Below are 20,905 nucleotides of genomic sequence, written 5' to 3' on the forward strand. Positions count from 1 at the left end.
GGTTCGAGGGGGCGGGTCCTCCGCTTCCGGCTCCACCGACGATCCTTTTCTCAGAAAACCGATCCATGGAGATCAACAATGAAACGTGCTTTTTCGCTCGCGGCCCTCGTGCTGCTGACCTCGGCCTCGGCTGCCTTCGCGGCCGCGCCCGACTCGGTGGTCAAGGCCGCCGCCTCCTGCTGCGAGCTTCTCGCGGCCTGCTGTAACGGCGGACCCTGCTGCTGATCCGCTGACGGAGGACGCCCGCGCGAAAGCGCGGGCGTCTGCCTCCGAGGCCGCTTCCCTCCTCATGATCCGTCCGGCTGGGGCGTCCGACAGGACGGCGGGCGAGCGGCCGTGCAGCGGTCGCCGAGGGGAGGACGTGCAGCACCGGAGGCCTACGGGGCGAGGGGGGTGACGGTCAAGGGCAGGATAGGCTTTGCGCCGGCAACGTCTGACAGACCCACCTCCCGATGGACCGCCTCACCCTTCGCGTCTCGCCCGATCTGATCCGCCGGTTCGACGCCGCGGCGGCGGGGCAGGGCGGGCGCTCGCGCTTGCTTCGCCGGCTCATGGAGGGGGCTGCGCAGGCGTCCTTTCCGGCGCCGCCGGAGGCGGTCAGCGCGCCCAGGTCGGGCAAGCTGACCCTGCGCCTCGGCGAGACCGACCTGCGTCTCCTGGAGGCCGAGGCCGCCGCCGTCGGGCTGTCGCGAACCCAATGGAGTGTCGCGCTCATCCGGCGGCGGTTGCGGGATCGTCCGCAGTTCAGCCGTCCCGAGGCCTTGGCGCTGATCGAGGTGCGGCGCGAGCTGCGGCGCATCGGCGTGAACATCAACCAGATCGCCCGCGCCCTGAACACGGCGGTGATGGAGGGGCAGGTGCTCGATCTGGAGATGGCCCAGCTCGGCGCCTTTCAGGCTGAGATCGCGGCCTGGGTGGAAGCGCTCGGCGAGGCCTTTGACGGCAACCTGTCCTATTGGGCCGGGCGGCCGTGAGCGACTTCCGCTCGCCGCGCGGGTTCGAGGAAGCCTTGCGGCCGCCGGTCGATCCGCGCCGCGCGCGGATCACGCCCGCGGTGCTTCGGCCGTCTCGGAACAGAGGGCAGGAGTCGGCCGCCCGCTTCATCCGGGTCCTGCGCCGGGCGCCGGAGGTGATGGTCAAGGTGACCGGCCGTACCCGGGACGGCGGCCACCTGAAGGCGCACCTCGACTACATCAGCCGCAATGGCGCCCTGACTCTGGAAGGGCCGGACGGGGAGCGGCTGGACGGGCGCGCTGAGGTGCATGCGCTCGCCCGCGACTGGGCCGAGGAGTTCGCGATGGAACCGGGACGCAGGCGTGACGCCTCGGTCTCCCTGTCGATCGTGCTCAGCATGCCGGCGGGGACGGATGCGGTGCGTCTGCACGACGCCGCCCGGGCCTTCGCGGCCGAGACCTTCAGCGAGCGCTTCCCCTATGTCTTCGCCCTGCACGACGAGGGACGGCACCCGCACGTGCATCTGACGGTGCGCCGGCTGGGACGCGAGGGCGAGCGGCTGAATCCGCGCAAGGCCGACCTGCAGATCTGGCGCGAGGGCTTCGCCCGGGCGCTGCGCGACCGGTCCATCGAGGCGGAGGCCACCCCGCGGCGGACGCGCGGCGTGACCCGAAAGGCGGAGCGGACGCCGATCCGCAAGATGCGGGAGCGGTTCGTGGCGGGGAAGGGCGATCTGCCCGAGACGCTCGCCGCCGCCTACCGCGACGCGCTCCGGGGCGACGGCGGGGAGGGGCCGTGGCTGGAGGCAATTCAGGCGCGTGAACTGGCGATGCGGCGCGCTCTGGTCGCGGAAGCGGTTCGACTGGGTCGGTCCGATCGGCTGGCGGATCGCACCCTGGCCCTGGTGGTGGAGCGGTTCGTGCGGGACCGGCCCGGGCCGAAGACGCGCGACCAGGCCTTGAGGGACGCAGGCGTCGATCGCTCGACCGGGCGAGAGCGAAGCCGATGAAGCGGCGCGACTCCACGGGCCCGGTTGCGAAGTGTCAGAAACAGAACTATATTTCTGACACGGAGACGATCATGCAAGTCCTTGCTGAACAGATCATGGAGCGCGTCCGGGCCCTGCCGGAGGGCGCGCCGGTCGCCGCCAAGGGGCTGCTCCATCTGGGCAGCCGCGCGGCGGTGGATCAGGCCCTGTCGCGCCTCGTGCGACGGGGGCGGCTCGTGCGCGCCGGGCGCGGCGTCTACATGCGTCCGCTGGAAAGCCGCTTCGGATCGCGGACGCCTTCGGTGGAAACGGTCGTGCGCGCGGTGAGCGAGCAGCGCGGCGAGGTCGTCGCCTCCAACGGGGCGGCGGCGGCCAACGCTCTGGGCCTGACCACCCAGGTGCCGATCCGCATGGTCTATCTGACCAACGGCAAGAGCCGGCTCCTCAACGTTGGCAAGCAGACGGTGGAGTTCAAACATGCGCCGGCATGGCAGCTGCTCCTGGCCGATCGTCCGGCCGGCGAAGCAGTTCGCGCCCTGGCCTGGCTGGGGCCGGAGAAGGCCGCGACGGCGCTGGAGGCCCTGAAACGAAAGCTGGGACCCGCCGCCTTCGGCGAACTGGTGTCCGTCGGACCGCGTCTGCCCACCTGGCTGGCGCGGTCGGTCAGCCAGGCGGCCCATGTCTGAAATCTTCCTGCAGCTTTCGGCCGAGGACCGCGCTGAAGCCCTCGCGGCGGCGGCGTCGGACTCCGGCCGGCCCGCCCATCTGCTCGAGAAGGACGTCTGGGTCGTCTGGGCCCTGAACGCGCTGTTCGAGTCGCCCTTGGGCGAAGGCCTGGTCTTCAAGGGCGGGACATCCCTGTCCAAGGCCTACGACGTCATCCAGCGGTTCTCGGAAGACATCGATCTGACCTGGGACATCCGTCGCCTGCTTCCCGATCTGGCCGATGCGCCTGAAGACCCCGTGCCGCAGACTCGCGCCGAGGAGCGGCGCTGGTCCCGGGACGTTCAGCGGCTGTTGCCGCTCTGGGTAGAGGGCGAGGTGCGGCCGCTTCTGGAGGCCCGGATCGCCGCAGACGGCGTCGGCGCCACGGTGCGGATCGAAGGCGCCAAGGCCTTCGTCGACTATGCGCCGACCAGCACTGGCACCGGCTATGTCTCGCCCAGCGTGATGCTCGAGTTCGGCGCGCGGGCGACCGGCGAGCCGAGCGCGCCGCGACCCGTGGTCTGCGATGCGGCGGCCCATCTGCAAGGCGTCGTCTTCCCGACCGCCACGCCGCGGGTGATGGCGGCCGAGCGGACGTTCTGGGAGAAGGCCACCGCCGCCCACGTCTATTGCGCGCAGGGACGACTCCGGGGCGATCGCTTCTCTCGCCACTGGCACGATCTGTCCCGACTGGACGCGGCCGGCTTCGCCGAGACCGCGATCGCGGATCGGGCGGTCGCCGAGGCGGTCGCGCGCCACAAGGCGATGTTCTTCCGCGAGACCGCCGACGGCGCGGAGATCGACTATGGACAGGCGGTCACGGGCGGGCTGCGTCTGAAGCCTGAAGGCGCCTCGCTGGAGGCCCTCGGGGATGACTACCGCCGGATGGTCGAGGACGGCCTGCTGGAGGCGGACGCCGAGCCATTCGAGAAGCTCATGGAGACGTGTGCGGCGCTCGCGGACCGCGCCAACGCCGCGGCGACGGGTTGACCCCGCGCTACGCCCCGATCGAGCAGGAAGCGATCCTGCTCAAGGCGGTCTGGGACATGATCGACGACATGGTCAATCTGGAGATCTTCGAGTACCCGATGACCTCCCGCCCGACCAATTTGGTGTTCAAGTCGGGAACCCACAAACGGGTCTTCGCCATCCTGCTGGCGGATTTCCTGGCCCAGCCCCGGCCGTCTGCGCTGCCCTTCGCCTTCGCCCCGTCGACCGCAGGCGCGCGCGAAACTGATCGAACCTATCTGTTCTATCTGGACGCCATCGGCCGTCAGCCGACGCTGGGCGCCGACGCCTCCGGTCTGGCGGCTTCCGCCTCGGCCTTCGCGGACTGGCTGAACGCGGAGTGCGTCTGTCCCAAGGTCTGGCTTCCCGGACTCGACCTGTCGGTGGACCTGCGCGTCTCCCGCATCTGGCTGCTCAAGGTCGTCGGCGACGCCAACAAGCACAACTTCTCCCGGCTCGATGCCCGGGTGAAGCAGATCAGGGCGATGCTCGCGCGGCACGGCCATGAGGTCGATGAGGGGATGGTCTATCGGTCGGTGCCGGACTTCCAGCAGTGGTTCTACACCGACGTCTTCTCCTATCACGCCAGCACCATCGGCGAGTTCCTGGACCAGATCCGCCGGGCCCTGTTCGCCTACCTCTCGCCGGAGTTCGCCCGGGCCTGGCGACGTGGCGACCGGTTCGAGGGCGATTACAGCTTCGATATTCCGGCGGACATCCGCGATCCGCTGGCGCTGGGCATGTATTGGGACCTGATGAACCGGATGAGGGACGGCGTCGGATTCCCGGCCTTCACCGTGTCGCCGTATCTGAAGAACACTTTCTAGGCGCGACCGCTAGCGCCGCCGCTCGCGGTCGCGCGTCGTGTCCCGTTCCGTCGGACGCGCGCGGCCGGCGCGCGCCCAGGCGGCCTCCAGCAGCTTGGTCTGGATGGCGGGATCGGGGATGAGACGGGCCACCACCACGGCCGCGCGGGCGAGCCGCTCGGCGAGCGGATCCTGGAGGGCCTTCTGGGAGGAAGCCCGGTCGATTCCGGCCGCCTGGCGATCGCGGTCCCTGGGCCGATGGCCGTGGACCTCCAGACCCAGGCTCTGGGCCTGGATCCAGACCTCGCGCCGGAAGGCGGGGTCGCCAGAGACCTGTATCCGCTCCCAGCCGCGGTGCCGCGCGATCTTGAGCATGTCGATGACGGCGTCGGGATAGGCCTGGGTCGAGGTGAGCGATCCACCCCGGTCGCGGAACATCGGCGCGGGCGCACGATGATCCCGGAAGAACCGCTCCGCCCGGCCCCTGAGATCGCGCTCGACCAGATAGCGGTCGAGCACCGCGTCCGGCACGTCGCCCTTGGCGGTGGAGCGGGCGGGTGCGCCGGGCGCGGGCCGCAGGCGGTTGACCGCCGGAGCGGGCTCTGACGGGGTCATGGCTCGCGCTCCGGCGGGGTGGCGTCGACGACGCGGTCGAGCCAGGCCGCCACATCGGTTTCATCCGCGTCGGGCGGGGGCGGAGGAAGGCCTTCGGCGGCGAAGGCGCGGGCGATGACGTCGAAATCCATGGGATCCTCCTCGAGAGCGGGCGGGACGACCGGCGCTTCGACCGTCGGCCCGGGCGTGGGAGCGGGACGCAGACGGCGCTGGAAAATCCGGTCGCGCCAGTAGGCGATCTTGCGGCCGCGAACAGGCGGAAGACCGGCCTTCAGGACGATCAGGGCGGTCTGCGGAAGCTGCATGAGCTCCTGGGGCAGCATCAGCGCCCGGCGCTGGTCGGACACGGTCGTACTGCGTCGGCCGCGCGCGAGGCCGGCCGGCCGGCTGCGGCTTCGCCCGTCCGTCGTATAATAGCCCAGCCGTTCGCTGAGCTCCCGGGCGATCCTCAGTTCCTTGGGCGCGAAGACGATCTCGATGCCGCAATTGGTCATCACGTCCTCTGCCAGATCGGGTCCGTAGAGCGCCCGGAGCTGGGAGGGACTCTGAAGCACGGCCAGCAGACGCAGTCCGTAGCCCGCCACCCAGGCGAATGCGTGGGCCAGCACCGGCGCCGGGCCGAGGCGAGCGAATTCGTCGAGCAGGACGAGGGTCGGACGGTCGGCGGGGGCGGGAAGGCTGCGGCTGTTGAGATCGACCAGCTGCTGAAAAAGCAGCGCATAGAGCGGCTGGATCCTCAGCATGTTGTCCGGCGTGGCGCCCAGATAGAGGGAGAGATCGCCGCGGCGCAGGTCGCGCAGGTCGAAATCCGAGACCGAGGTGGCGGCGTCGATCCGGGGGTTGAGCCACAGCCCCATGCGAGTGGTGATCGACTGACGCACGGAGGCGAAGGTGTTCTCGCTGGAGCTGGTGAAGTCCGTCAGGGCGGCGACGACGGGCCCCGGAAGAGGGCGTCCCTCCCGCGCGCGCGCCGCGACGATGCGGGGCAGCCGAGCACGGGCGTTGCCGGCGGTCAGCTGGCGGAAGATCTCGCCGAGGGTGAAGGGGCGATCGGGCGTGGCGGCGACATAGCCGCCCACGCCGATGAAGCCAGTGCGCGACGCCTCGGCCCAGAAGGGATCGGCCCTGTCATGGACTGGAAACAGCATCGCCGCCATGCGCTGAAGCTCGTCCAGCACCTGGATCGGATCGGCGCGGTCGATGTGGGCCAGGGGGTTGAACCGCGCGGTTCGGCCGTCCGACGCCAGGGGATCGAACAGATGGACCGTCTGGCCGGCCTCGGCGCGGTAGCCGGCGGTGGCGACATAGTTCTCGCGCTTGATGTCCAGCACCACGACCGAGTCCGGCCAAGCAAGCAGGTTCGGGATGACCACGCCGACGCCCTTGCCGGTGCGCGTCGGGGCGTAGAGCATCACATGCTCGGGGCCGTCGGCGATCAGGAAGGCGCCGTCGGCCCGCCCCAGGACCACGCCGCGGCGCGACCTCAGACCGGCGTGGCGCTGTTCGGCCGCCGACGCCCATCGGGCGGCGCCGTGCAGCGGGCGTCTCTGGTGGAGCAGCACGGCGACGATCAGGATCCCGCCGACCAGACCCGCGCATGACAGGCCCACGGCCAGCCAGCGCCGCAACTCGGGATCGTGACGGTAGTACCAGAGCCAGCCGGGGACGCGCGTCGGGTCGATATCGCCGGAGAACCGACCCAGGCCGATGAGGGCGATGGTCACGGTGAGAACGCCCAGGACTGCGGCGGCGGCGAGGCCCGCGGTGGCGATCAGCGCCCCCCTAGTCGCCGGGCTGGCGCTTGCGAAGCGGGTCATGCCAGATCTCCGTCACACGGAACCGGCCGTCGACCTTCTTCATCTGGACGACGACATCGACGAGCAGGTGCAACAGGGCGCGGATGTCCTCGCGCGGCAGATCGCGCCCGCCTTCGGATTCCCGCACCAGCAAGGTCAGTTGCTCGAAGGCGAGGGCGGCCGAATCCGCGTGCACGGTGGTGATCGAACCGGGATGCCCCGAGTTGACGTTGCGCAGGTAGAAGAAGGCCGTGCCGTCGCGAAGCTCCTGCAGCAGGATGCGGTCCGGCCGCATGCGCAGGGCGCTTTCCAGAAGCTGTTTGGGGCCGATCCGAGCCAGACCCTGGCCGTCCTTGGAATAGACCAGATGGACGACGTTGCGGTGGGGCGTCACGAACTCGCGGGTGTCCTCGATCGTCAGCAGACGCTCGTGATCGGGGATGAGGGCGATCAGACCCTTGGCCAGGGTGGTCTTGCCCGAGCCGGTGGCGCCCGAGATCAGGATGTTGCGGCGGGCGGTGACCGCCAGGGTGAGGAAGCCCGGCCAGTCGCCGGTCTGGCGCAGGCGCATCAGCTCCGCGTCGACGGGATCGGCGGTCTCGGCGCGGGCGTTGGCGACCTGGTCGAACAGGCCGGCGGCCGCGAACTCGGCCAGGCCGAGGCGTCGCCGCGACGGCTTTCTCAGGGTCAGGGACAGGCCGCCGTCGGCGACCGCCGGCGGCAGCACGATCTGGCAACGGATGTCGCCGGGCAGGGTGGTCGAGCAGATCGGCTGTTCGGGGCTGACGTCCTGTCGGGTGTAGGCGGCGGCCGCGACCGCGAGGGTGCGCAGCCAGGCCTCGGTCAAGTCCGGCGCCTCGGCCCAGCGCCAGACGCCGTCGGCCTCGACCCCGACCTCGCCGGGGCGGTTGACGACGACCTCCGTCACCGTCTCCGGTTCCAGAAAGGGGCGCAGCGGCGCGAGGTAGTGATCGAGGACGGAGGTGTCGTCCATCACCGCGACCGCAGCTGATAGACGCCGGAGAAATCCAGATCCTGGGCGACGAAGATCGACACCTCCGCGCCCTGGCCCTTGCGCAGCGTCGGCGGGATATCAACCGAGCCCTGGAGGGCGACCCCGGCCGCGTCGGACGGGAGGCGAGCGGTCGCGCCGCCGTCGTCGCGGCCCACGGCGGCGTAGACGCCGTCATCGACGATCGACAGCAGCAGGGCGCCCCCGAACCGGTCCCAGAAGCGGGTGTCGATCACGCCGTCGAAGCCGGATCGGCCGAGCGCGTCGGCGGCCGGCGAGGCGAGGGCGACGGCGACCCCGGTCGGCGTCACCGCGCGGGTCCAGAGGACGAATAGACGGCGACGGCCTTGCTGGAGGCCGCCGCGATACTCGCCGAGAACCCGGGTGCCCCGCTCCATGAGCACCACGGCGCCGTTGTCGGACCAGGCGTCGCGGGACAGGACGCAGGTCACATAGCCCGGGGTGGTGCTGTCCATGGCGGTCTGCAGCACGCAGGGGACGCTGGTCCCGGCGGTGATCAGCAGGTTGCGGTCGGGCAGGCGCCCCGCGCGGGCCTGACCGACCGGGGTGACCTGCCTGAGTTGGTCCAGGGAGGTCTGCGGTCCCGCAGGCGCGCCGGGCCCCGGGGCCTGCGGAGGAATGGCCGAGCCGCCGCCCGCCCGGCTGTAGGCCAGCACCGGCGCCCGCCGCGCGCCTTCGGCCAGAGCGCGTCGTTCCTCCGCAGGCGACGGACCGGAACGAGGCGCGCCTTGAGGTCCGGCCTCGATCGGCGGAACAGAGGGCCCGTCGTCGAGCACGGGGGCCTCGGGATCGACGACTGGCTCGCTGAGCAGGGGCGCCGGGCCGCGTCGCGCGGGCTCGAACGGCGCGGTCTGCCGCGGCGGGTCATCACGCGTCGTCGGGCCTTCGGCGTCGCGGTCGCCGCGATCCCAGCTCGCGACCAGGAAGACGCCGCAGCCGGCGGCGAGCGCGGCGAGGGTGATCATCTTGCCGCGCGGTCCGCCAAACCGTCCGGCGATCGGGGAGACGCCGCGGTCCGCCGCCGTCGAGGCCGGGGACGGACTCTCGTCCGGAGGCGGCGCCGCGACCCCGGTCATGACGGATCTCCGACGGGAGCCCGATCGACGACAGGCGAGGCCGTGCCCGTGCCCAAGCCCCTGCCGCGCGGATCGAAGGCGTCGTTGAACAGGCAGAGGACCGATGACCCGCGTCTCAGCCGCAGGCCGCGCGCGACTCCGTGGACGACCACGAACTCACCGCGTACGTCGTAGGGGATGAGCCGCTCCGAGCCGTCCTCGGCGACCTCGAACAGGGCCGGCAAGGCCTGAACCCCCGGAAAGCGCAGGACGGTGAAGCGGCCGTTGTCGCTGACCTCGCTCGGCTGCAGGGCCGCATCGCCCTGGGCGGACCAGGCCAGATTGCGCGGCCCTTCGAGAACGCCGCGGTCCAGCTCCAGGCCGATCAGGCGCTGTTCGACGGCCGCGGCCTGAACGGCCAGGGCGCGGGCGGCCTGGGCCTGATCGTCGGCCGGATAGCGGAAGCGCACCTGATAGGCGAGGGCGGCGCGGTCGCCAGGGTCGCGCGCGACCAGTTCGAAGGCGTAGTGGCGGATGACGCCGGCCCGCTCGGTGACCACCAGCAGATTGGTCGCCTGATGGCGCTCGCGCGGCTTCAGGAACAGCACCGACCCTTCGGCGGCCACCTCCCAGGCGACGCTGTCGCCGATCGCGGCGTGGCGGATGATCTCCTCGGGCGAGAAGACGATCTGGGTCGCCGTCCGGAAGGCGCCGGCGATGCGGTAGACCACCGCCGGATCGTAGACGATCTCCCGGATCCGGGGATCGGGGGGTGTTTGCGCCATCGCCGGAGCGGCGAGGACGATTCCGGCGATCAGCGCCAGGGCGGACAGGGGGCGTGTCATCGGATGACCTCCGGATCGGCGCGGTAGGAGGTCACCTGGAAGCCAAGAGGGTTCCTCAGCCGGTCCGGCTCCGACATCGGCGCGCGCGTGTAGGTGAAGGCGATGGTGGCGATCCAGTCGCTCTCGACGGTCTGTTGGGCCTGGCGGACCGTGCGTCGGAAGCGGACATTGGCGACGCCGGCGTTGATGAAGCCGATGGCGCGGATCGCCACGATGGCCTCGCCGTCCGGACCGTACAGATTCTGCGGGCTGGCCGGGTTGGAGCCCCGGAACAGATCGGCCCAACGGCGTTGCTCGCCGGGCGCGGACAGGATGGACACCAGCCGGAAGGCGTCCTCCGCCGCCGGGTCGAGATAGCCCTCCCGCTGGCGGACATATTGTCCGAGAAAGTATTTGCTGACCGCTTCCTCGTAACGGACGGGCCCGCCCTCGGCGGAAAGGCCGCGCATGACATCGACCGCGCCGGTGGCCTGGTCGACCCGGATCACGAAGGGTTCGGTCGACTTGAGCGGCGTCAGCAGGGCGACGGCTCCGGTCGAGATCACGGCCAGACCCGTGGCGAGCGCCGCGGCGGACCAGGCCAGGCGGCGTGATCGGAGCGCCGAGGCCAGGCGGTCCTGGTCCCAGCGCCGCGCCTCGACGAAATAGCGCTTCAGCTCGGAGGAGGGGACGCCGCTCATGCGCAGCCTCCCGTGTCCGGTGAGGCGACGGATTCGGCGGGAGGCTCGGACGCGGGCGTCAGCACCGATCCGTAGGGGTTGGCCGGTCGCCGGGCGGAGCCGTCGCAGGTCGGCAGCGCGGGATCGCCGCGGTGGGCGCAGGCTCCCAGCACCAACAGGCTAGCGAGCAGAAGTGAGCGGTAGGTCATGTCAGGCGCCTCTCGGTCGGATGGAGCCGCCGCTCCTCGGGGGCTGGCGGCTGGATTCCTGCGGCCCCTGGGCGCGGCCCGAGCCGCGTCCGCCCAGGGCGGCGGCGTTGGCGAAGTCGGCCAGGCCGGCGCTAGCGCCGCCGGCGATCCCGGCGGCGATGGCGGGGGTCTGCAGGAAGAAGATCGCGCCCAGCAGGCACAGGGCGATGAAGATCAGGCCGCCAATCATCGGATCGGCGCCCTGGATCGCGCCCCATTGATCTCGCACCAGCGACAGCACGAGCTGGAAGATGACGATGATCAGGGCGAACAGGACGAGATAGTTCACCGCCTGGCTGAGCCAGCCGAAGAAGAAGCGCCGGGTCGCGTCGAAGAGGGCGCAGGCGATGAAGATTGGGCCGAGGGTGACGAGCAGGGCGAGGGCCAACTTGGCCACCAGCACAACGCCGAAGCCGAGGGCCGCGGCCAAGGCGCCGACTAGGAAGACCGCCGCCGACACCACATAAGGGCCGGGGTTGAAGGCCGACGCGTCGCGCGAGATGTCCTCGCCCAACCAGGCGGCATAGGCGAAGAACTGGTCGAAGGCCGCGCCGACGCTGGGCGTATCCGCTCCGCTGACCGCGCGGGTCAGGGCGTTGGGCAGTCCGGTGAACAACGGCTCGGTGACGAAGGTGGAATAGGCCGCCGTCGTCGCCAGCAGATAGAGGAAGGCCAGCTTCAGCGAGCGGACCGCGAAGTCCATCACCGGTTCGCTGATCGCGCCGCGCAGGATGGCGACGCCGTAGAGCACGACATAGAGGACCAAGGCGATCCGCAGCGGACCTTCGACCTCGGCGATGACCGAGGACAGGCGGTCGCCGAGAAAGACGTTCAACCGCTCGTCGATGAAGTCGTAGCTGGGCTCGAAGACGCGGAAGCTCATGGCCGGTCCTCAGAACGCCTGCTCATAGGCGCGCATCCGGGCGTCACGCCGGGCCTCGGCCAGGCCGCGGCGCGCCGCCTCGCACTCCGTTTGCGTCCGGCCGGCGTCGCAGGCGGCCACGACCCGGGCCGCCGCGTCAGGGTCGGCCGCGAATTCCCCGGCCGTTCGGTCCGGCGCGCCGCAGCCGGCGAGCGCGAAGGCGGCGAGCAGGGCGATCCGCGTCACTGGAAGGCCCTCTCGTAGACGCTCATGCGCGCCGTGCGGGCGGCTTCGGCCCGTTCCCGGGCGCGTTGCTCCTCCAGCCGGGCCTCGGCCGCCTGGGTCAGGGCCAGACCTTGCAGCCGCACCTGTTCGTTCTGGATCAGAGCCTGTTCCGCCGCGAGCCGCGCCTCCAGATCCATCACCGCCCGGGCATTGGGCGCGGTGTCGAGGGCCGAGCGCAGCGTCTCCAGACCCTCAAGCCGCCGGTCGGCGGCTCCGGCCACCGCCTCGCCCACGGCGAGATCGCGCGCCGTGCGGGCGCCGGCGCGTTCGAGGCTGTCCCGGTAATAGGCGTCGGCCGAGCTCAGATCGCCCGTCGGCGGCGTGTACAGCCGGGTGTCGCGACGGATGGCGTTGGCGCGGTCAGCCAGGTCGCCGAGCGCGCCGAGGTCGCCGTTCGCCGCCGCCCGCATCGACCGCATATCGGGCAGGGGATTGCGCACGGTCGGCAGGCCGAGCTCGCCGGCCAGGGCGTTGACGTCGGACAGGTTGTTGAGACTGTCGAACAGCCGCTGGCCCTGTTCGACCTGGGTCTGCAGCGCTTTCAACTGATCCAGGGTGGTGCGTGCCTCCTCGATCATCTGGGCGAGGGCCCTCGGGTCGTGGACGATCTGCTGGGCCCGGGCGGCCGGAGCGCCAGCGACAACGAGGGCGGCGACGGCCGCGGCGGACAGGATTCGGGCTCTCACAGGAACCTCCTCTGGTTATGGAAGGGGGCGCGCCATTGCGCGTAGTCGTCGCCCGCCTCGGCGCGCAGACGGTCGAGCAAGGCGACGGTCTCGGTCCGGCCGGACAGGATGGCCAAGGCGTCGTCCATGCCGCGCAGGTCGAGTTCGACCACCACGCTGTCGTGACCCTGTTTGACCAGGAAGCGGTGCGACTCCGGGGTCAGCACCTCGCGGACGAGCCGGAACTCCTCCTGGGTCAGGCCGAAACCGTCGACGTAGTCCCGGGCCTGGCCGTGGGCGTTGGGCAGGAAGATCTTGGTCGCGCACTGCTCGAGGATGGCGTGGGCGATGGGCGAGCGGAGCGCGTCGGCCGGCGACTGGGTGCCGAACACCATCAGGGCGTTCTGCTTGCGCCAGGTCTTGAGACCGTCCCGGGCGAGCTCGGTGAAGGCCGGATCGTCCAGCACCTTCCAGAACTCGTCGATGTCGAGCACGAGGCGTCGGCCATCGACGCGCTCGGCGATGCGATGAAACAGATACAACATCGCGGGCGTGCGAACCTCGTCATGGTCTAGCATCTGGGTGATGTCGAAGCCGGCGAACCGCGCCTCCAGGCTCAGGGCGTCCTCCTCATTGTCGAGTACCCAGCCCAGCGGACCGCTGCGCTGCCAACGCTCCAGGCGCGCGCCCACGCCCCCGGCGTCGCCCTGGCCGAGCAGGCTGCGCAGGGCGGCGATGGATCGACGCTCGCGAGGCAGGGCCTCCAGCGCCGCGACGCCCTGATCGATGGCGCGCGCCTCCGGAACCGTCAGGGTTTCGTGGGGGCGGTCGACCAGGGCGCGGACGAGGCGAACCAGGAAGGCGCGGTTCGCCGGCGTCGGGTCGAGCGCCTTGAATGGGGCGAAGCCCGTCGGCTCGCCGTTGCGCAGGGCGAGATAGGTCCCGCCGCAGGCGCGCACGAAGATCTCGGCCCCCCGGTCCTTGTCGATGAACAGCTGCTGGGCGCCGAAGCGTTCGAGCTGGGCCAGCATGAAGTTCTGGACGACCGTCTTGCCCGATCCGGACGGCCCGCAGATGAAGGTGTGGCCCAGATCGCCGACGTGGAAGTTGAACCAGAACGGCGAGCCGGCCGTGGTGCGCAGCACCGCGACCGCCTCGCCCCAGTGGGCGCCGCGCGCCTTGCCGACCGGATGGGCGTGGAACGGCGCCAGGGCCGCGAAATTGCGCGAGGTGATGGCGGCCGGCCGGGTGCGGCGGGCGAAGGCGCCGGGGAACTGGGACCAGAAGGCCGCCTCCAGTCCGAGATCCTCCCGGGCCACGACCAGACCGGAATCGGCGAGAATGGCGCGCGCCTTGGATAAATGGTCCGCCAGCGCCCCCGGCGTATCGCCGTGCACGAGGATCGAAGCCTGGTGCTCGCCCATCACGAAGCGGTTGCTGACCAGGTCGTCGAGCGCGTCCGACAGGCCGGTGATCTGAGAGGCCGCGCGGTCGCGCGCGGAGACCATCTGGTTCTGCTTGCGCTCCATCACCGTCCGCGCGGCGGCCTTGGACAGGAACGCGAAGGACTGGCTCGCCACGAAGCCGAAGCGGACGCTCAGCAGATCGTCCCACAGCCCCGGCCGGGTCGTCGCCGGATATTCCTTCACCGCCAGGACGCCGGCGTAGCGAGCGTCGGCGACGTCCCGCAGCTCTAGGGTCTCGCGACCGAAGATGACGCGCACCGTATGAACGGCCGCGCCGAGGTGGCCGAAGACGATCGGAACCGCCGAGCGCCGACCTGTCAGAACCAGTCGCATCACCTCCATCGACTCGGAGAACCAGAGACCGTCACGTTCATACAGGCCGAGCCGGCGCGGCGCGTAGCGGTCGAGATACTGGATCAGGTCCCGGCCCGCTTCCTCGATCCGCTGGAGGTGGGCGGTCTCGACCTCGGCGTCCGCCCGCCGCGCCGCCTTCAGGCGACGCGCCAGGGCCGCGGCGCGATCGCCCGCCTCGCGGCCGGGGTGGAGGACGAGGGTGACGAAGAGCTCATTGATCCAGAGCCGACGCTCCGCGACCCGATCGTCGTAGAGCGCGCCCAGTTCGCCGGCGAAGTCCGAGCGGAAGCCGGCGGACCGCTCGAGTTCGGCCGGGCGGCGCACCACATGGTGCCAGATCGCCAGGCGATCGTCGGCCAGATTGCGCCAGGCCTGGTTCAGCTTGATATGCCAGTCGTTCAGATCGCGCGCATCCGCGGTCTCGAAACTGGCCCCGTCGATCTGGAAAACCATCATCAGGGCGCCGTTGTCGAGCGCCACCACGGCGTCGGAGACGTGGCGCGCGTAGGGCAGATGACGCCTTGCGTCGGCCTCGCGCCGCAGGCGCATCGCGCTGACGCCGCCCTCAGCCACGGGCCAGCTCCGTCGGACGGTAGCGCCGGATGAGAGGCAACGGTGTCGCCGAACTGCCGCCCCAGAGGGCGGCGTTGCGCGACCGGCCCTTGGTGTCGACATAGACGAACAGCAGCCGGAAGGCGTTGTGATCCGCCCGACAGATCGCCCGGAACACCAGGTGCAGGGCCGGCGCGACGAGGAGATAGAGCAGGCTGCCGCCGACCAGGAAGACGACGCCCGAAAGGATGACATTCACGCCCATGGCCTCCATGGGGACGCCCAGGATCATGGCCGGTCGGGTGCAGGCCAGGAACAAAGGGTCTTCGGTCAGGCGCTCTTCAGCCATGCGGGCCTCCGGCGGACAGGCGCGACAGGGCCAGGCCGATGGCGACGCCGGAGGCGAGGCCGGCGAAGATCTGGGCGAAGCGCTTGGGCGAGATCAGCTTCAGGCCGAGCATCAGGACCAGCGCCAGGAGCACCGAGGCCGATCCGATCACGACCCAGGAGAGGGCGTCGTCCATCAGGCGCCGCCCGTGATCAGATTGACGATCTCGGCCGCGCCGAAGACGACCACGATGCCGAGCACCACGATCGCCGCGCGCCGCAGGTCGAACAGGCCGAACATCCAGAGAATGCCGACGACCACGACCGCCAGGACGGCGAGCAGCCGCGCGGTGTTGCCGGTCAGCATGTCGACGACGTTCTGAAGCAGGCCTTCGACGTTGGCGGAGGCGAAGGCCGGCTGGACCAGAATCAGGCTGGTCGCCAGGGCGATGGCGCCGACGGCGCCGAACCGGCGAGAGGAGATGGAGGCGGTCATTCAGAACTCCCGGTCTGGGTGGCGGTGAAGGTCAGGACCAGGCTGGTCCGGGCGCGCGCGAAGACGTCCCAGTCCGCCGCTGGCGCGGTCTGGACCGGGTCGGGCAGCGGCGCGGTCGCAAGGGGCTGGACGGGGCGCAAGGCCTGAACGCCGAGGCGGACGGCGGCCGCCTCGACCCGGGCGACATAGCCGTTGCGGAAGCCGCGCTCGGGATGACAGGTGTTGTAGCGGGAGAGGGCGATCCTCAACGTCGTCTGCGGATCGACGCCCTCGGCCGGCCGATAGCCCGCGCGAAGCACCTGACCGGCGGCGGCGAGGTTTCGGCAGGGATCGAAGGCCGCCTCGACCGACAGGCCGAGCCAGTCGAGGTTGTCGCTGTTGATCTGGGCGACGCCGAGATCGAGGTTCGCGCCTCGGGCCAGAAGGTCGCGCGCCACGCGCGCCGCCTCGGCGGCGTCGCGTGGCGTCCGCGCCGGCCGGGGGCCGCGGTTGACCCCGATGGCGTTCGGATTGAAGCGGCTTTCCGCATAGGCGACGGCCGCCAGGGTTTCGGGGGCCACATGCGGGGCGCAGGCTTGGGACAGGCTGAGGATGAGGGCGAGGTCCAGCAAGGGAGGCTCCATCGTGAGCCCCGAGCAAAGCCGATGAGTCCCGGCCGCCGCGACCCGCGACCCTCCCGCCGGGCGTTTACGGTAGGAAGGTCCGGGGTTCAGGCGGCCGCTGGGCGGCCGCGAGCCGCGCCACGGCCTGGACGCGCGTCCGCACCCCGAGCGCACGGCAAGCGCCCATCAGATGTTCATCGACCGTGCGGGCGGACAGGCCGACCCTTTCGCCGATCGCCGCCGATGTCAGACCCTCGGCGGCCAGGGCAAGGCACTGCTTCTGCCGATCGGAAAGCCGGTCGAGCGTGGAGGAATCTGAAAGAGGGTCGGCGGGTAGCGGGCGCATCCGGTCATGAGGCGCCGAATGGAACCCTTGGACCAGTCCGTAAGCCCGCCACCCGGGATCTACGGTGCGCCCTTGTCCGAGCCGCCGTCGTCTCCGGTGGGGGAAACGAGCCGATGTCGCCGTTCCTCAAGCCAGGCGTCCGCCGCGCTCTCCCGGCGGACGGACTGCGCGGCCAGCTCGCGCAGGGCCTTGGTGAAGGTGTTGATGATGGTCAGGGACTCCAGCTCCGCGATCGCGTCGCCCGCCTCCTCGTCGAACTCCTGCAGCACGACCGCGAGAATGGTGGCGAGCTTATTGTCGGCGCACCGCAAGGCGAAGGCGGGCGACCCGAGCGCCAGCGCCGCGAGGATCGCGTGGGGATCGCTGTCCGTGACCTCGGCGAAACGATGGACGCGCTCGATGTTGATGCGTCCGCCGCCGGACTCGAAATGCTCGTAGGAGCGCAGCGCCATGTTCATGGACTTGGCGACATCCGCCGCCCGCAGCCGACGATGGGTGCGGATCAGCCGAAGGGCGGTGGACAGGGTCTCGCTCTGGGACTGACGGTCGGCGCTCTCCATGACGTCGCTCTAACTCCGTTTCCGAGCGCCGCGACTCGCGCGCACCGCACCCCTACTGGTTGAAAAATGAAGCAACCGTGCATCAAATGAAAGGTGGGAAACAAACGGGTCTATAAACCTTGTGTATTTGCGCAAAATATCTGCGGGTCGCACGCGAAATCTTTGCGGAAGTCGCCGATTACATGGTCGCATTCTCATCGCAACCCGAACTCGGCGTGGGTCGCGGCTTGAGCGCCCTCGCTGGGGGTTGGTCGTGATGCGATCGCGAGACCCCTATAACGACGCCCTGACCGCCTTGGCGGCGTTCGCCGGATCAGGCCGCTTCGGCTGGGGAGAGCCGTTGGTCGCCACCGCCTTGGCCGCCGAACTGGAGCTGTCCCAGACGCCCGTGCGCGAGGCCCTGGCCCGGCTCGCCGGCGAAGGTCTGATCGAACATCGCCCCGGGCGTGGCTACTACGCCCCCAGTCCCAGCGCCGACGACATCGTTGATCTCTACGAAATCCACCGGCGGCTGGTGCATTTGGCGATCGACCTTCTTGACGCCGCCGGAACGACTGTGGCGCTCCAGAGCGTCGGCGAGAGGAGCGAGGAGCGCTTCTACGCCGCCCTGGTCCGGTCGCCGGGGCGGGCGGTCTTGGCGCAAACCCATTGGCGCCTGACGCTGCGGCTTCGACCCATTCGGATCGTCTCGGCCGAATTGGCGCCGCCGGACCTGGCCTGGATCGTCGGTGTCGAACGCCACGTCGCGGACGGCGCGCTCGTCGCGTTGCGGCGCGAGGTCGATCTGCATCATCGAGAGAGATCGGCGCTCGCCACCGCCGTCGTGGCAGTCATGCGACAATCTGTCGAAAGTATAGGACAGATATAGTTTGAATATAGAGCCTCGCGGGCGCTGGCTTAGGGTGCGGGGCGTTTGGCCCCGTTCAAGGAGGCTACGACATGAAGACCAATCCCCTTCCGGGCCTGATCGGGCTCGGCTGCGCCAGCGCACTGACCCGCGCCGGCGGCGGCGTCGAAAAGATGGAGCTGATCCCGCTCTATTTCTACGACGACGCGTCCACGACCCAGATCGTCGGGCTCGGTTCCGCGGTGGAGCAGACCCGCGCCGACGGCCCGGGGCACAATCGGGAACTCAACCCGATCTACACCTACGTCGATCCCTCGGTCGCCCGCATCGGCGGGGCCGCGGAGCAGACGCGGGCGGACCAGCCCAGCGGCAATCGCGAGCTGATCCCGGTCGAGCGTTGGACCGCCTGAGCGCGACGGCTCCGACGGGGGGCGACGGCGGCGACGCCGCCGCCCCTGCCGTGCGCCTGTATTTCGCGCCGGACGTTCACCACGCCTGCGTCGGTGGTGACGCCGTCCTGCTCGACGTGCGCGGCGACGGTTATCATTGCCTGCCGGACGGCGCCGCCCTGTGCCGGCGGCTCGCGGGAGGCGGTCTCGTCCGGATGAACGGCCCCGTCTCGGCCCTGATCGCGGCGGGGTTGATCGGAGCGGAGCCTTCGCCGAAGCCCCGGGTTCCGCCGGCTCGCCCGGTGCGTTCCGTGATCCACGCCGGAGGGCGTCTGGACCTGATGCGGGACCTGATCCCGGGGCTCTGCGCGATGCACGAGGTGCGGGCCGCCCGGCGCGGGGCCGGCCTGTCGCCTTATGTCAGTCTGGGCGGCGCCGAGCCTCGTGACGACCCTATGGCCGCGATCGAGGCCGGTCGGCGGTTCTGGACCCTGATGGCCTATTTGCCGATCGAGGGGGAATGCCTCGTCCGGTCGGCGCTGCTGGTCCGTTTTCTCCGGCGTCAGGGGCTTCGGGCCGACTGGGTGTTCGGCGTGCGCCTGTGTCCGTTCACCGCCCATTGCTGGGTGCAGGTCGGCGAGGTCTGTCTCAACGATGATGTGGAGCGGCTCGTGGCCTACACGCCGATCATGGTGCGATGAGCGGCGACGCCGGCTATCTCCTCGTCGCCGACGCCGCGGACGCCCGCGATCCCGCCGTCGAGGCGGCCCTGGCGGCGCTACTGCGGAGCGGCTGGACCCTGCGGCTCGACGGCTTCGGTCTGAGGATTCTGACCGGACCGCAATTCCCATGGCCCGTCGCGCAGGTTCATCGCGCCCATGCCCTGATCGGGGAATGGCGCGGGGAGGGCGCGCATCCTTCCGCGATCGCAGGCCGCTTCCCCGAAGGACGCCCGCTCGGCGCGGGCCTCATGAGCGAAGGCTGGGGCGCCTATCTGATGGTCTGGCGAGATCGCGACGGCCACCTAAACCTGGTGCGGGATCCGACCGGAGCGGTGGATGTGGTGTGGTGGCGGCGAGGTCCCGTCACCTTGGTGACCGACTGTCCTCCGCCGGCGCTCGACGCCGTCTTGCCGGACACGCTCGCGATCGACTGGCCACAACTGGGCGCCCTTCTGGCGACGCCTTCGCTTCTGACCGACGGATTGCCCCTCCAAGGTTTGACGCCGGTCGGCGCCGGTTGCTGGAGCCGGCCGGACCAAGACCTTCCCGACGAACCCCTGTGGCGGCCGGCCGACTTCGTCCGTCGGGGCGCCGACGACGCCCCGGACGCTCTCGTGCGGGTCGTCGATCGCACCATCGACCGCACCATGCGCTCGCGTCGCCGGGTGGTCTCCGAACTCTCCGGGGGACTGGACTCGGCCATCGTGGCGGGAAGCCTGAGGGCGACGGGGCACGCCGAGCGCGCGGTCTTCATCAACTACTATGGCGACGACGCCGAAGGCGACGAGCGTCGTTACGCGGAGGCGGCCGCGGCGCTGAGCGGCGTTCCGCTCGAGACCGTTCGCAAGCCGGTCGAGGCGATCTCCGACGCGGACTTCACCACCCTGGCCTCCGGACTCCGTCCCGCCCTCCAAGGGGTGGACCCGGCCTATGATCGGCACGCCGCGGGCCGACTGGCGGCGCTGGGCGCCGACGGCCTGTTGACGGGACAGGGCGGCGACAGCGTCTTCTTCCAGGCCCCGGATCCCCTCGTCGCCGCCGACCGGTTCCGCCGCCAGGGCTTGCGCGCCCTCAATCCGGCCTATCTGGCGGCGGTGGGCCGCTGGACCCGCCACTCCGCCTGGACCGTCGGCCGACTGGCGGTGCGCGGCCGGACGCAGACCGGATCGGGGCCGCGTCACCGGTGGCTCGACGACGCGGCCGAGCTTACGCCCGCCAAGCGGGGGCAGCTGGAGCGGTTCGTGAACTGTCAGCTGTTCTGGACGGACTGTCTGAGGGCGCGCCAGGCCCCGCTGCTCAATCCCTTCCTCAGTCAGCCGGTCGTCGAACACTGCCTCGGCGTGCCGTCCGACCGGCTGACCCTGGGCGAACGGGACCGGGGCCTGGCCCGCCTGGCCTTCTCGGAGCGCCTGCCGCCCTTGATCGCCGAACGGCGGGACAAGGGCGATCTGAGCCACTTCTACGGCCAGGTCGTACGGGACAGCGCGCCGGCGCTCGCCGCCTTCCTCCTGGAGGGACGACTAGCGGCCCAGGGCGTCCTCGACCGGGCGACGCTCGAGGTTGATCTCGACCCGGCCCGCCTGCTCTGGCGCGAGGGCGCCAACGCCCCGTTGCTGGCCGCCGTCCTGGAGGCCTGGGCGCGCCACTGGGAGGGTCGGATCGCGCGTCGCCGGACCGAGGTAGCGCGCCAGCCAGTCGAGGATGTGGGCGTGTAGGTCGC

Annotated in this window: 26 protein-coding genes; 10 read left to right on the forward strand and 16 right to left on the reverse strand. The window is 70.6% G+C overall.

Annotated features, from left to right (window positions below; all coding sequences use genetic code 11):
• Window positions 1–78: 78 nt before the first annotated feature.
• From H2038_RS00005 to H2038_RS00030, 6 genes are all read left to right on the forward strand, one after another.
• Window positions 79–225 carry a hypothetical protein gene (locus tag H2038_RS00005; protein WP_169802110.1) on the forward strand — a complete coding sequence of 49 codons (147 nt, stop codon included), beginning with the start codon at window positions 79–81 and terminating at the stop codon, window positions 223–225.
• A gap of 227 nt (window positions 226–452) precedes the next feature.
• Window positions 453–974, forward strand: a complete 522-nt coding sequence (locus H2038_RS00010; protein WP_055808206.1) for a MobC family plasmid mobilization relaxosome protein — start codon at window positions 453–455, stop codon at window positions 972–974.
• Window positions 971–1,963 carry a hypothetical protein gene (locus H2038_RS00015; RefSeq protein ID WP_112862604.1) on the forward strand — a complete coding sequence of 331 codons (993 nt, stop codon included), beginning with the start codon at window positions 971–973 and terminating at the stop codon, window positions 1,961–1,963. Before H2038_RS00010 ends, H2038_RS00015 begins: the two co-directional genes overlap by 4 nt.
• 71 nt (window positions 1,964–2,034) lie before the next feature.
• Window positions 2,035–2,628, forward strand: a complete 594-nt coding sequence (locus tag H2038_RS00020) for a DUF6088 family protein (RefSeq protein ID WP_161638948.1) — start codon at window positions 2,035–2,037, stop codon at window positions 2,626–2,628.
• Window positions 2,621–3,637, forward strand: a complete 1,017-nt coding sequence (locus H2038_RS00025) for a nucleotidyl transferase AbiEii/AbiGii toxin family protein (RefSeq protein ID WP_112862337.1) — start codon at window positions 2,621–2,623, stop codon at window positions 3,635–3,637. The genes H2038_RS00020 and H2038_RS00025 overlap by 8 nt, the downstream gene beginning before the upstream one ends.
• Window positions 3,634–4,482, forward strand: coding sequence for a hypothetical protein (locus tag H2038_RS00030; RefSeq protein WP_201462396.1), 849 nt, complete (start codon window positions 3,634–3,636; stop codon window positions 4,480–4,482). The genes H2038_RS00025 and H2038_RS00030 overlap by 4 nt, the downstream gene beginning before the upstream one ends.
• A 9-nt stretch (window positions 4,483–4,491) precedes the next feature.
• Here the strand turns inward: H2038_RS00030 and H2038_RS00035 are convergent, their stop codons facing one another.
• The 16 genes from H2038_RS00035 to H2038_RS00110 form a co-directional block, all read right to left on the reverse strand.
• The gene (locus H2038_RS00035) at window positions 4,492–5,076 is read right to left on the reverse strand and encodes an LPD7 domain-containing protein (protein WP_201462397.1); all 585 of its coding nucleotides are present in this window, start codon (window positions 5,074–5,076) and stop codon (window positions 4,492–4,494) included.
• Entirely contained in the window at window positions 5,073–6,893 is a 1,821-nt protein-coding gene (locus H2038_RS00040; protein WP_112862334.1) for a type IV secretory system conjugative DNA transfer family protein, read from the reverse strand. Before H2038_RS00040 ends, H2038_RS00035 begins: the two co-directional genes overlap by 4 nt.
• Window positions 6,859–7,866, reverse strand: a complete 1,008-nt coding sequence (gene virB11 / locus H2038_RS00045; RefSeq protein WP_287900409.1) for a P-type DNA transfer ATPase VirB11 — start codon at window positions 7,864–7,866, stop codon at window positions 6,859–6,861. Before virB11 ends, H2038_RS00040 begins: the two co-directional genes overlap by 35 nt.
• A complete protein-coding gene (virB10, locus tag H2038_RS00050) occupies window positions 7,866–8,981 on the reverse strand; it encodes a type IV secretion system protein VirB10 (protein ID WP_292108433.1) in 1,116 nt (371 codons plus the stop codon). The genes virB11 and virB10 overlap by 1 nt, the downstream gene beginning before the upstream one ends.
• Window positions 8,978–9,805, reverse strand: a complete 828-nt coding sequence (locus H2038_RS00055) for a TrbG/VirB9 family P-type conjugative transfer protein (protein ID WP_292108434.1) — start codon at window positions 9,803–9,805, stop codon at window positions 8,978–8,980. Before H2038_RS00055 ends, virB10 begins: the two co-directional genes overlap by 4 nt.
• Window positions 9,802–10,485 carry a virB8 family protein gene (locus H2038_RS00060; RefSeq protein ID WP_112862331.1) on the reverse strand — a complete coding sequence of 228 codons (684 nt, stop codon included), beginning with the start codon at window positions 10,483–10,485 and terminating at the stop codon, window positions 9,802–9,804. Before H2038_RS00060 ends, H2038_RS00055 begins: the two co-directional genes overlap by 4 nt.
• A 189-nt stretch (window positions 10,486–10,674) precedes the next feature.
• On the reverse strand, window positions 10,675–11,595 hold the full coding sequence (locus H2038_RS00065; RefSeq protein WP_112862330.1) for a type IV secretion system protein: 921 nt from the start codon (window positions 11,593–11,595) through the stop codon (window positions 10,675–10,677).
• A gap of 9 nt (window positions 11,596–11,604) precedes the next feature.
• The gene (locus H2038_RS00070) at window positions 11,605–11,820 is read right to left on the reverse strand and encodes an EexN family lipoprotein (protein WP_201462402.1); all 216 of its coding nucleotides are present in this window, start codon (window positions 11,818–11,820) and stop codon (window positions 11,605–11,607) included.
• On the reverse strand, window positions 11,817–12,545 hold the full coding sequence (locus tag H2038_RS00075) for a type IV secretion system protein (protein WP_292108435.1): 729 nt from the start codon (window positions 12,543–12,545) through the stop codon (window positions 11,817–11,819). The genes H2038_RS00070 and H2038_RS00075 overlap by 4 nt, the downstream gene beginning before the upstream one ends.
• Window positions 12,542–14,917, reverse strand: a complete 2,376-nt coding sequence (locus tag H2038_RS00080; RefSeq protein ID WP_292108436.1) for a VirB4 family type IV secretion/conjugal transfer ATPase — start codon at window positions 14,915–14,917, stop codon at window positions 12,542–12,544. Before H2038_RS00080 ends, H2038_RS00075 begins: the two co-directional genes overlap by 4 nt.
• Window positions 14,910–15,245, reverse strand: a complete 336-nt coding sequence (locus tag H2038_RS00085; protein ID WP_055808227.1) for a type IV secretion system protein VirB3 — start codon at window positions 15,243–15,245, stop codon at window positions 14,910–14,912. Before H2038_RS00085 ends, H2038_RS00080 begins: the two co-directional genes overlap by 8 nt.
• Complete coding sequence (locus tag H2038_RS00090; protein ID WP_055808230.1) at window positions 15,238–15,420, reverse strand: hypothetical protein; 183 nt, start codon at window positions 15,418–15,420, stop codon at window positions 15,238–15,240. Before H2038_RS00090 ends, H2038_RS00085 begins: the two co-directional genes overlap by 8 nt.
• On the reverse strand, window positions 15,420–15,719 hold the full coding sequence (locus H2038_RS00095; protein WP_055808232.1) for a TrbC/VirB2 family protein: 300 nt from the start codon (window positions 15,717–15,719) through the stop codon (window positions 15,420–15,422). Before H2038_RS00095 ends, H2038_RS00090 begins: the two co-directional genes overlap by 1 nt.
• Window positions 15,716–16,330 (reverse strand): lytic transglycosylase domain-containing protein, encoded by a 615-nt coding sequence (locus H2038_RS00100; RefSeq protein ID WP_292108437.1) that lies wholly within the window; start codon window positions 16,328–16,330, stop codon window positions 15,716–15,718. The genes H2038_RS00095 and H2038_RS00100 overlap by 4 nt, the downstream gene beginning before the upstream one ends.
• A gap of 76 nt (window positions 16,331–16,406) precedes the next feature.
• On the reverse strand, window positions 16,407–16,667 hold the full coding sequence (locus H2038_RS00105; protein WP_055808235.1) for a helix-turn-helix transcriptional regulator: 261 nt from the start codon (window positions 16,665–16,667) through the stop codon (window positions 16,407–16,409).
• A gap of 59 nt (window positions 16,668–16,726) precedes the next feature.
• Window positions 16,727–17,227: a helix-turn-helix transcriptional regulator gene (locus H2038_RS00110; RefSeq protein ID WP_201462405.1), complete on the reverse strand. Its 501-nt coding sequence runs from the start codon at window positions 17,225–17,227 to the stop codon at window positions 16,727–16,729.
• A 256-nt stretch (window positions 17,228–17,483) separates the two neighbouring features.
• Here H2038_RS00110 and H2038_RS00115 point away from each other — a divergent pair, with 256 nt between their 5' ends.
• The 4 genes from H2038_RS00115 (at window position 17,484) to H2038_RS00130 (ending at window position 20,900) form a co-directional block, all read left to right on the forward strand.
• Complete coding sequence (locus H2038_RS00115; RefSeq protein WP_055808237.1) at window positions 17,484–18,095, forward strand: GntR family transcriptional regulator; 612 nt, start codon at window positions 17,484–17,486, stop codon at window positions 18,093–18,095.
• Between the two features lie 71 nt (window positions 18,096–18,166).
• Window positions 18,167–18,484 carry a hypothetical protein gene (locus tag H2038_RS00120; RefSeq protein ID WP_112862326.1) on the forward strand — a complete coding sequence of 106 codons (318 nt, stop codon included), beginning with the start codon at window positions 18,167–18,169 and terminating at the stop codon, window positions 18,482–18,484.
• Window positions 18,472–19,164: a lasso peptide biosynthesis B2 protein gene (locus H2038_RS00125; protein ID WP_055808242.1), complete on the forward strand. Its 693-nt coding sequence runs from the start codon at window positions 18,472–18,474 to the stop codon at window positions 19,162–19,164. The genes H2038_RS00120 and H2038_RS00125 overlap by 13 nt, the downstream gene beginning before the upstream one ends.
• Entirely contained in the window at window positions 19,161–20,900 is a 1,740-nt protein-coding gene (locus H2038_RS00130; protein WP_292108438.1) for an asparagine synthase-related protein, read from the forward strand. Before H2038_RS00125 ends, H2038_RS00130 begins: the two co-directional genes overlap by 4 nt.
• The last annotated feature ends 5 nt before the right edge of the window (window positions 20,901–20,905 follow it).

It is taken from the genome of Brevundimonas sp. (assembly GCF_013912005.1).
In the GTDB taxonomy this organism is placed as follows: domain Bacteria; phylum Pseudomonadota; class Alphaproteobacteria; order Caulobacterales; family Caulobacteraceae; genus Brevundimonas.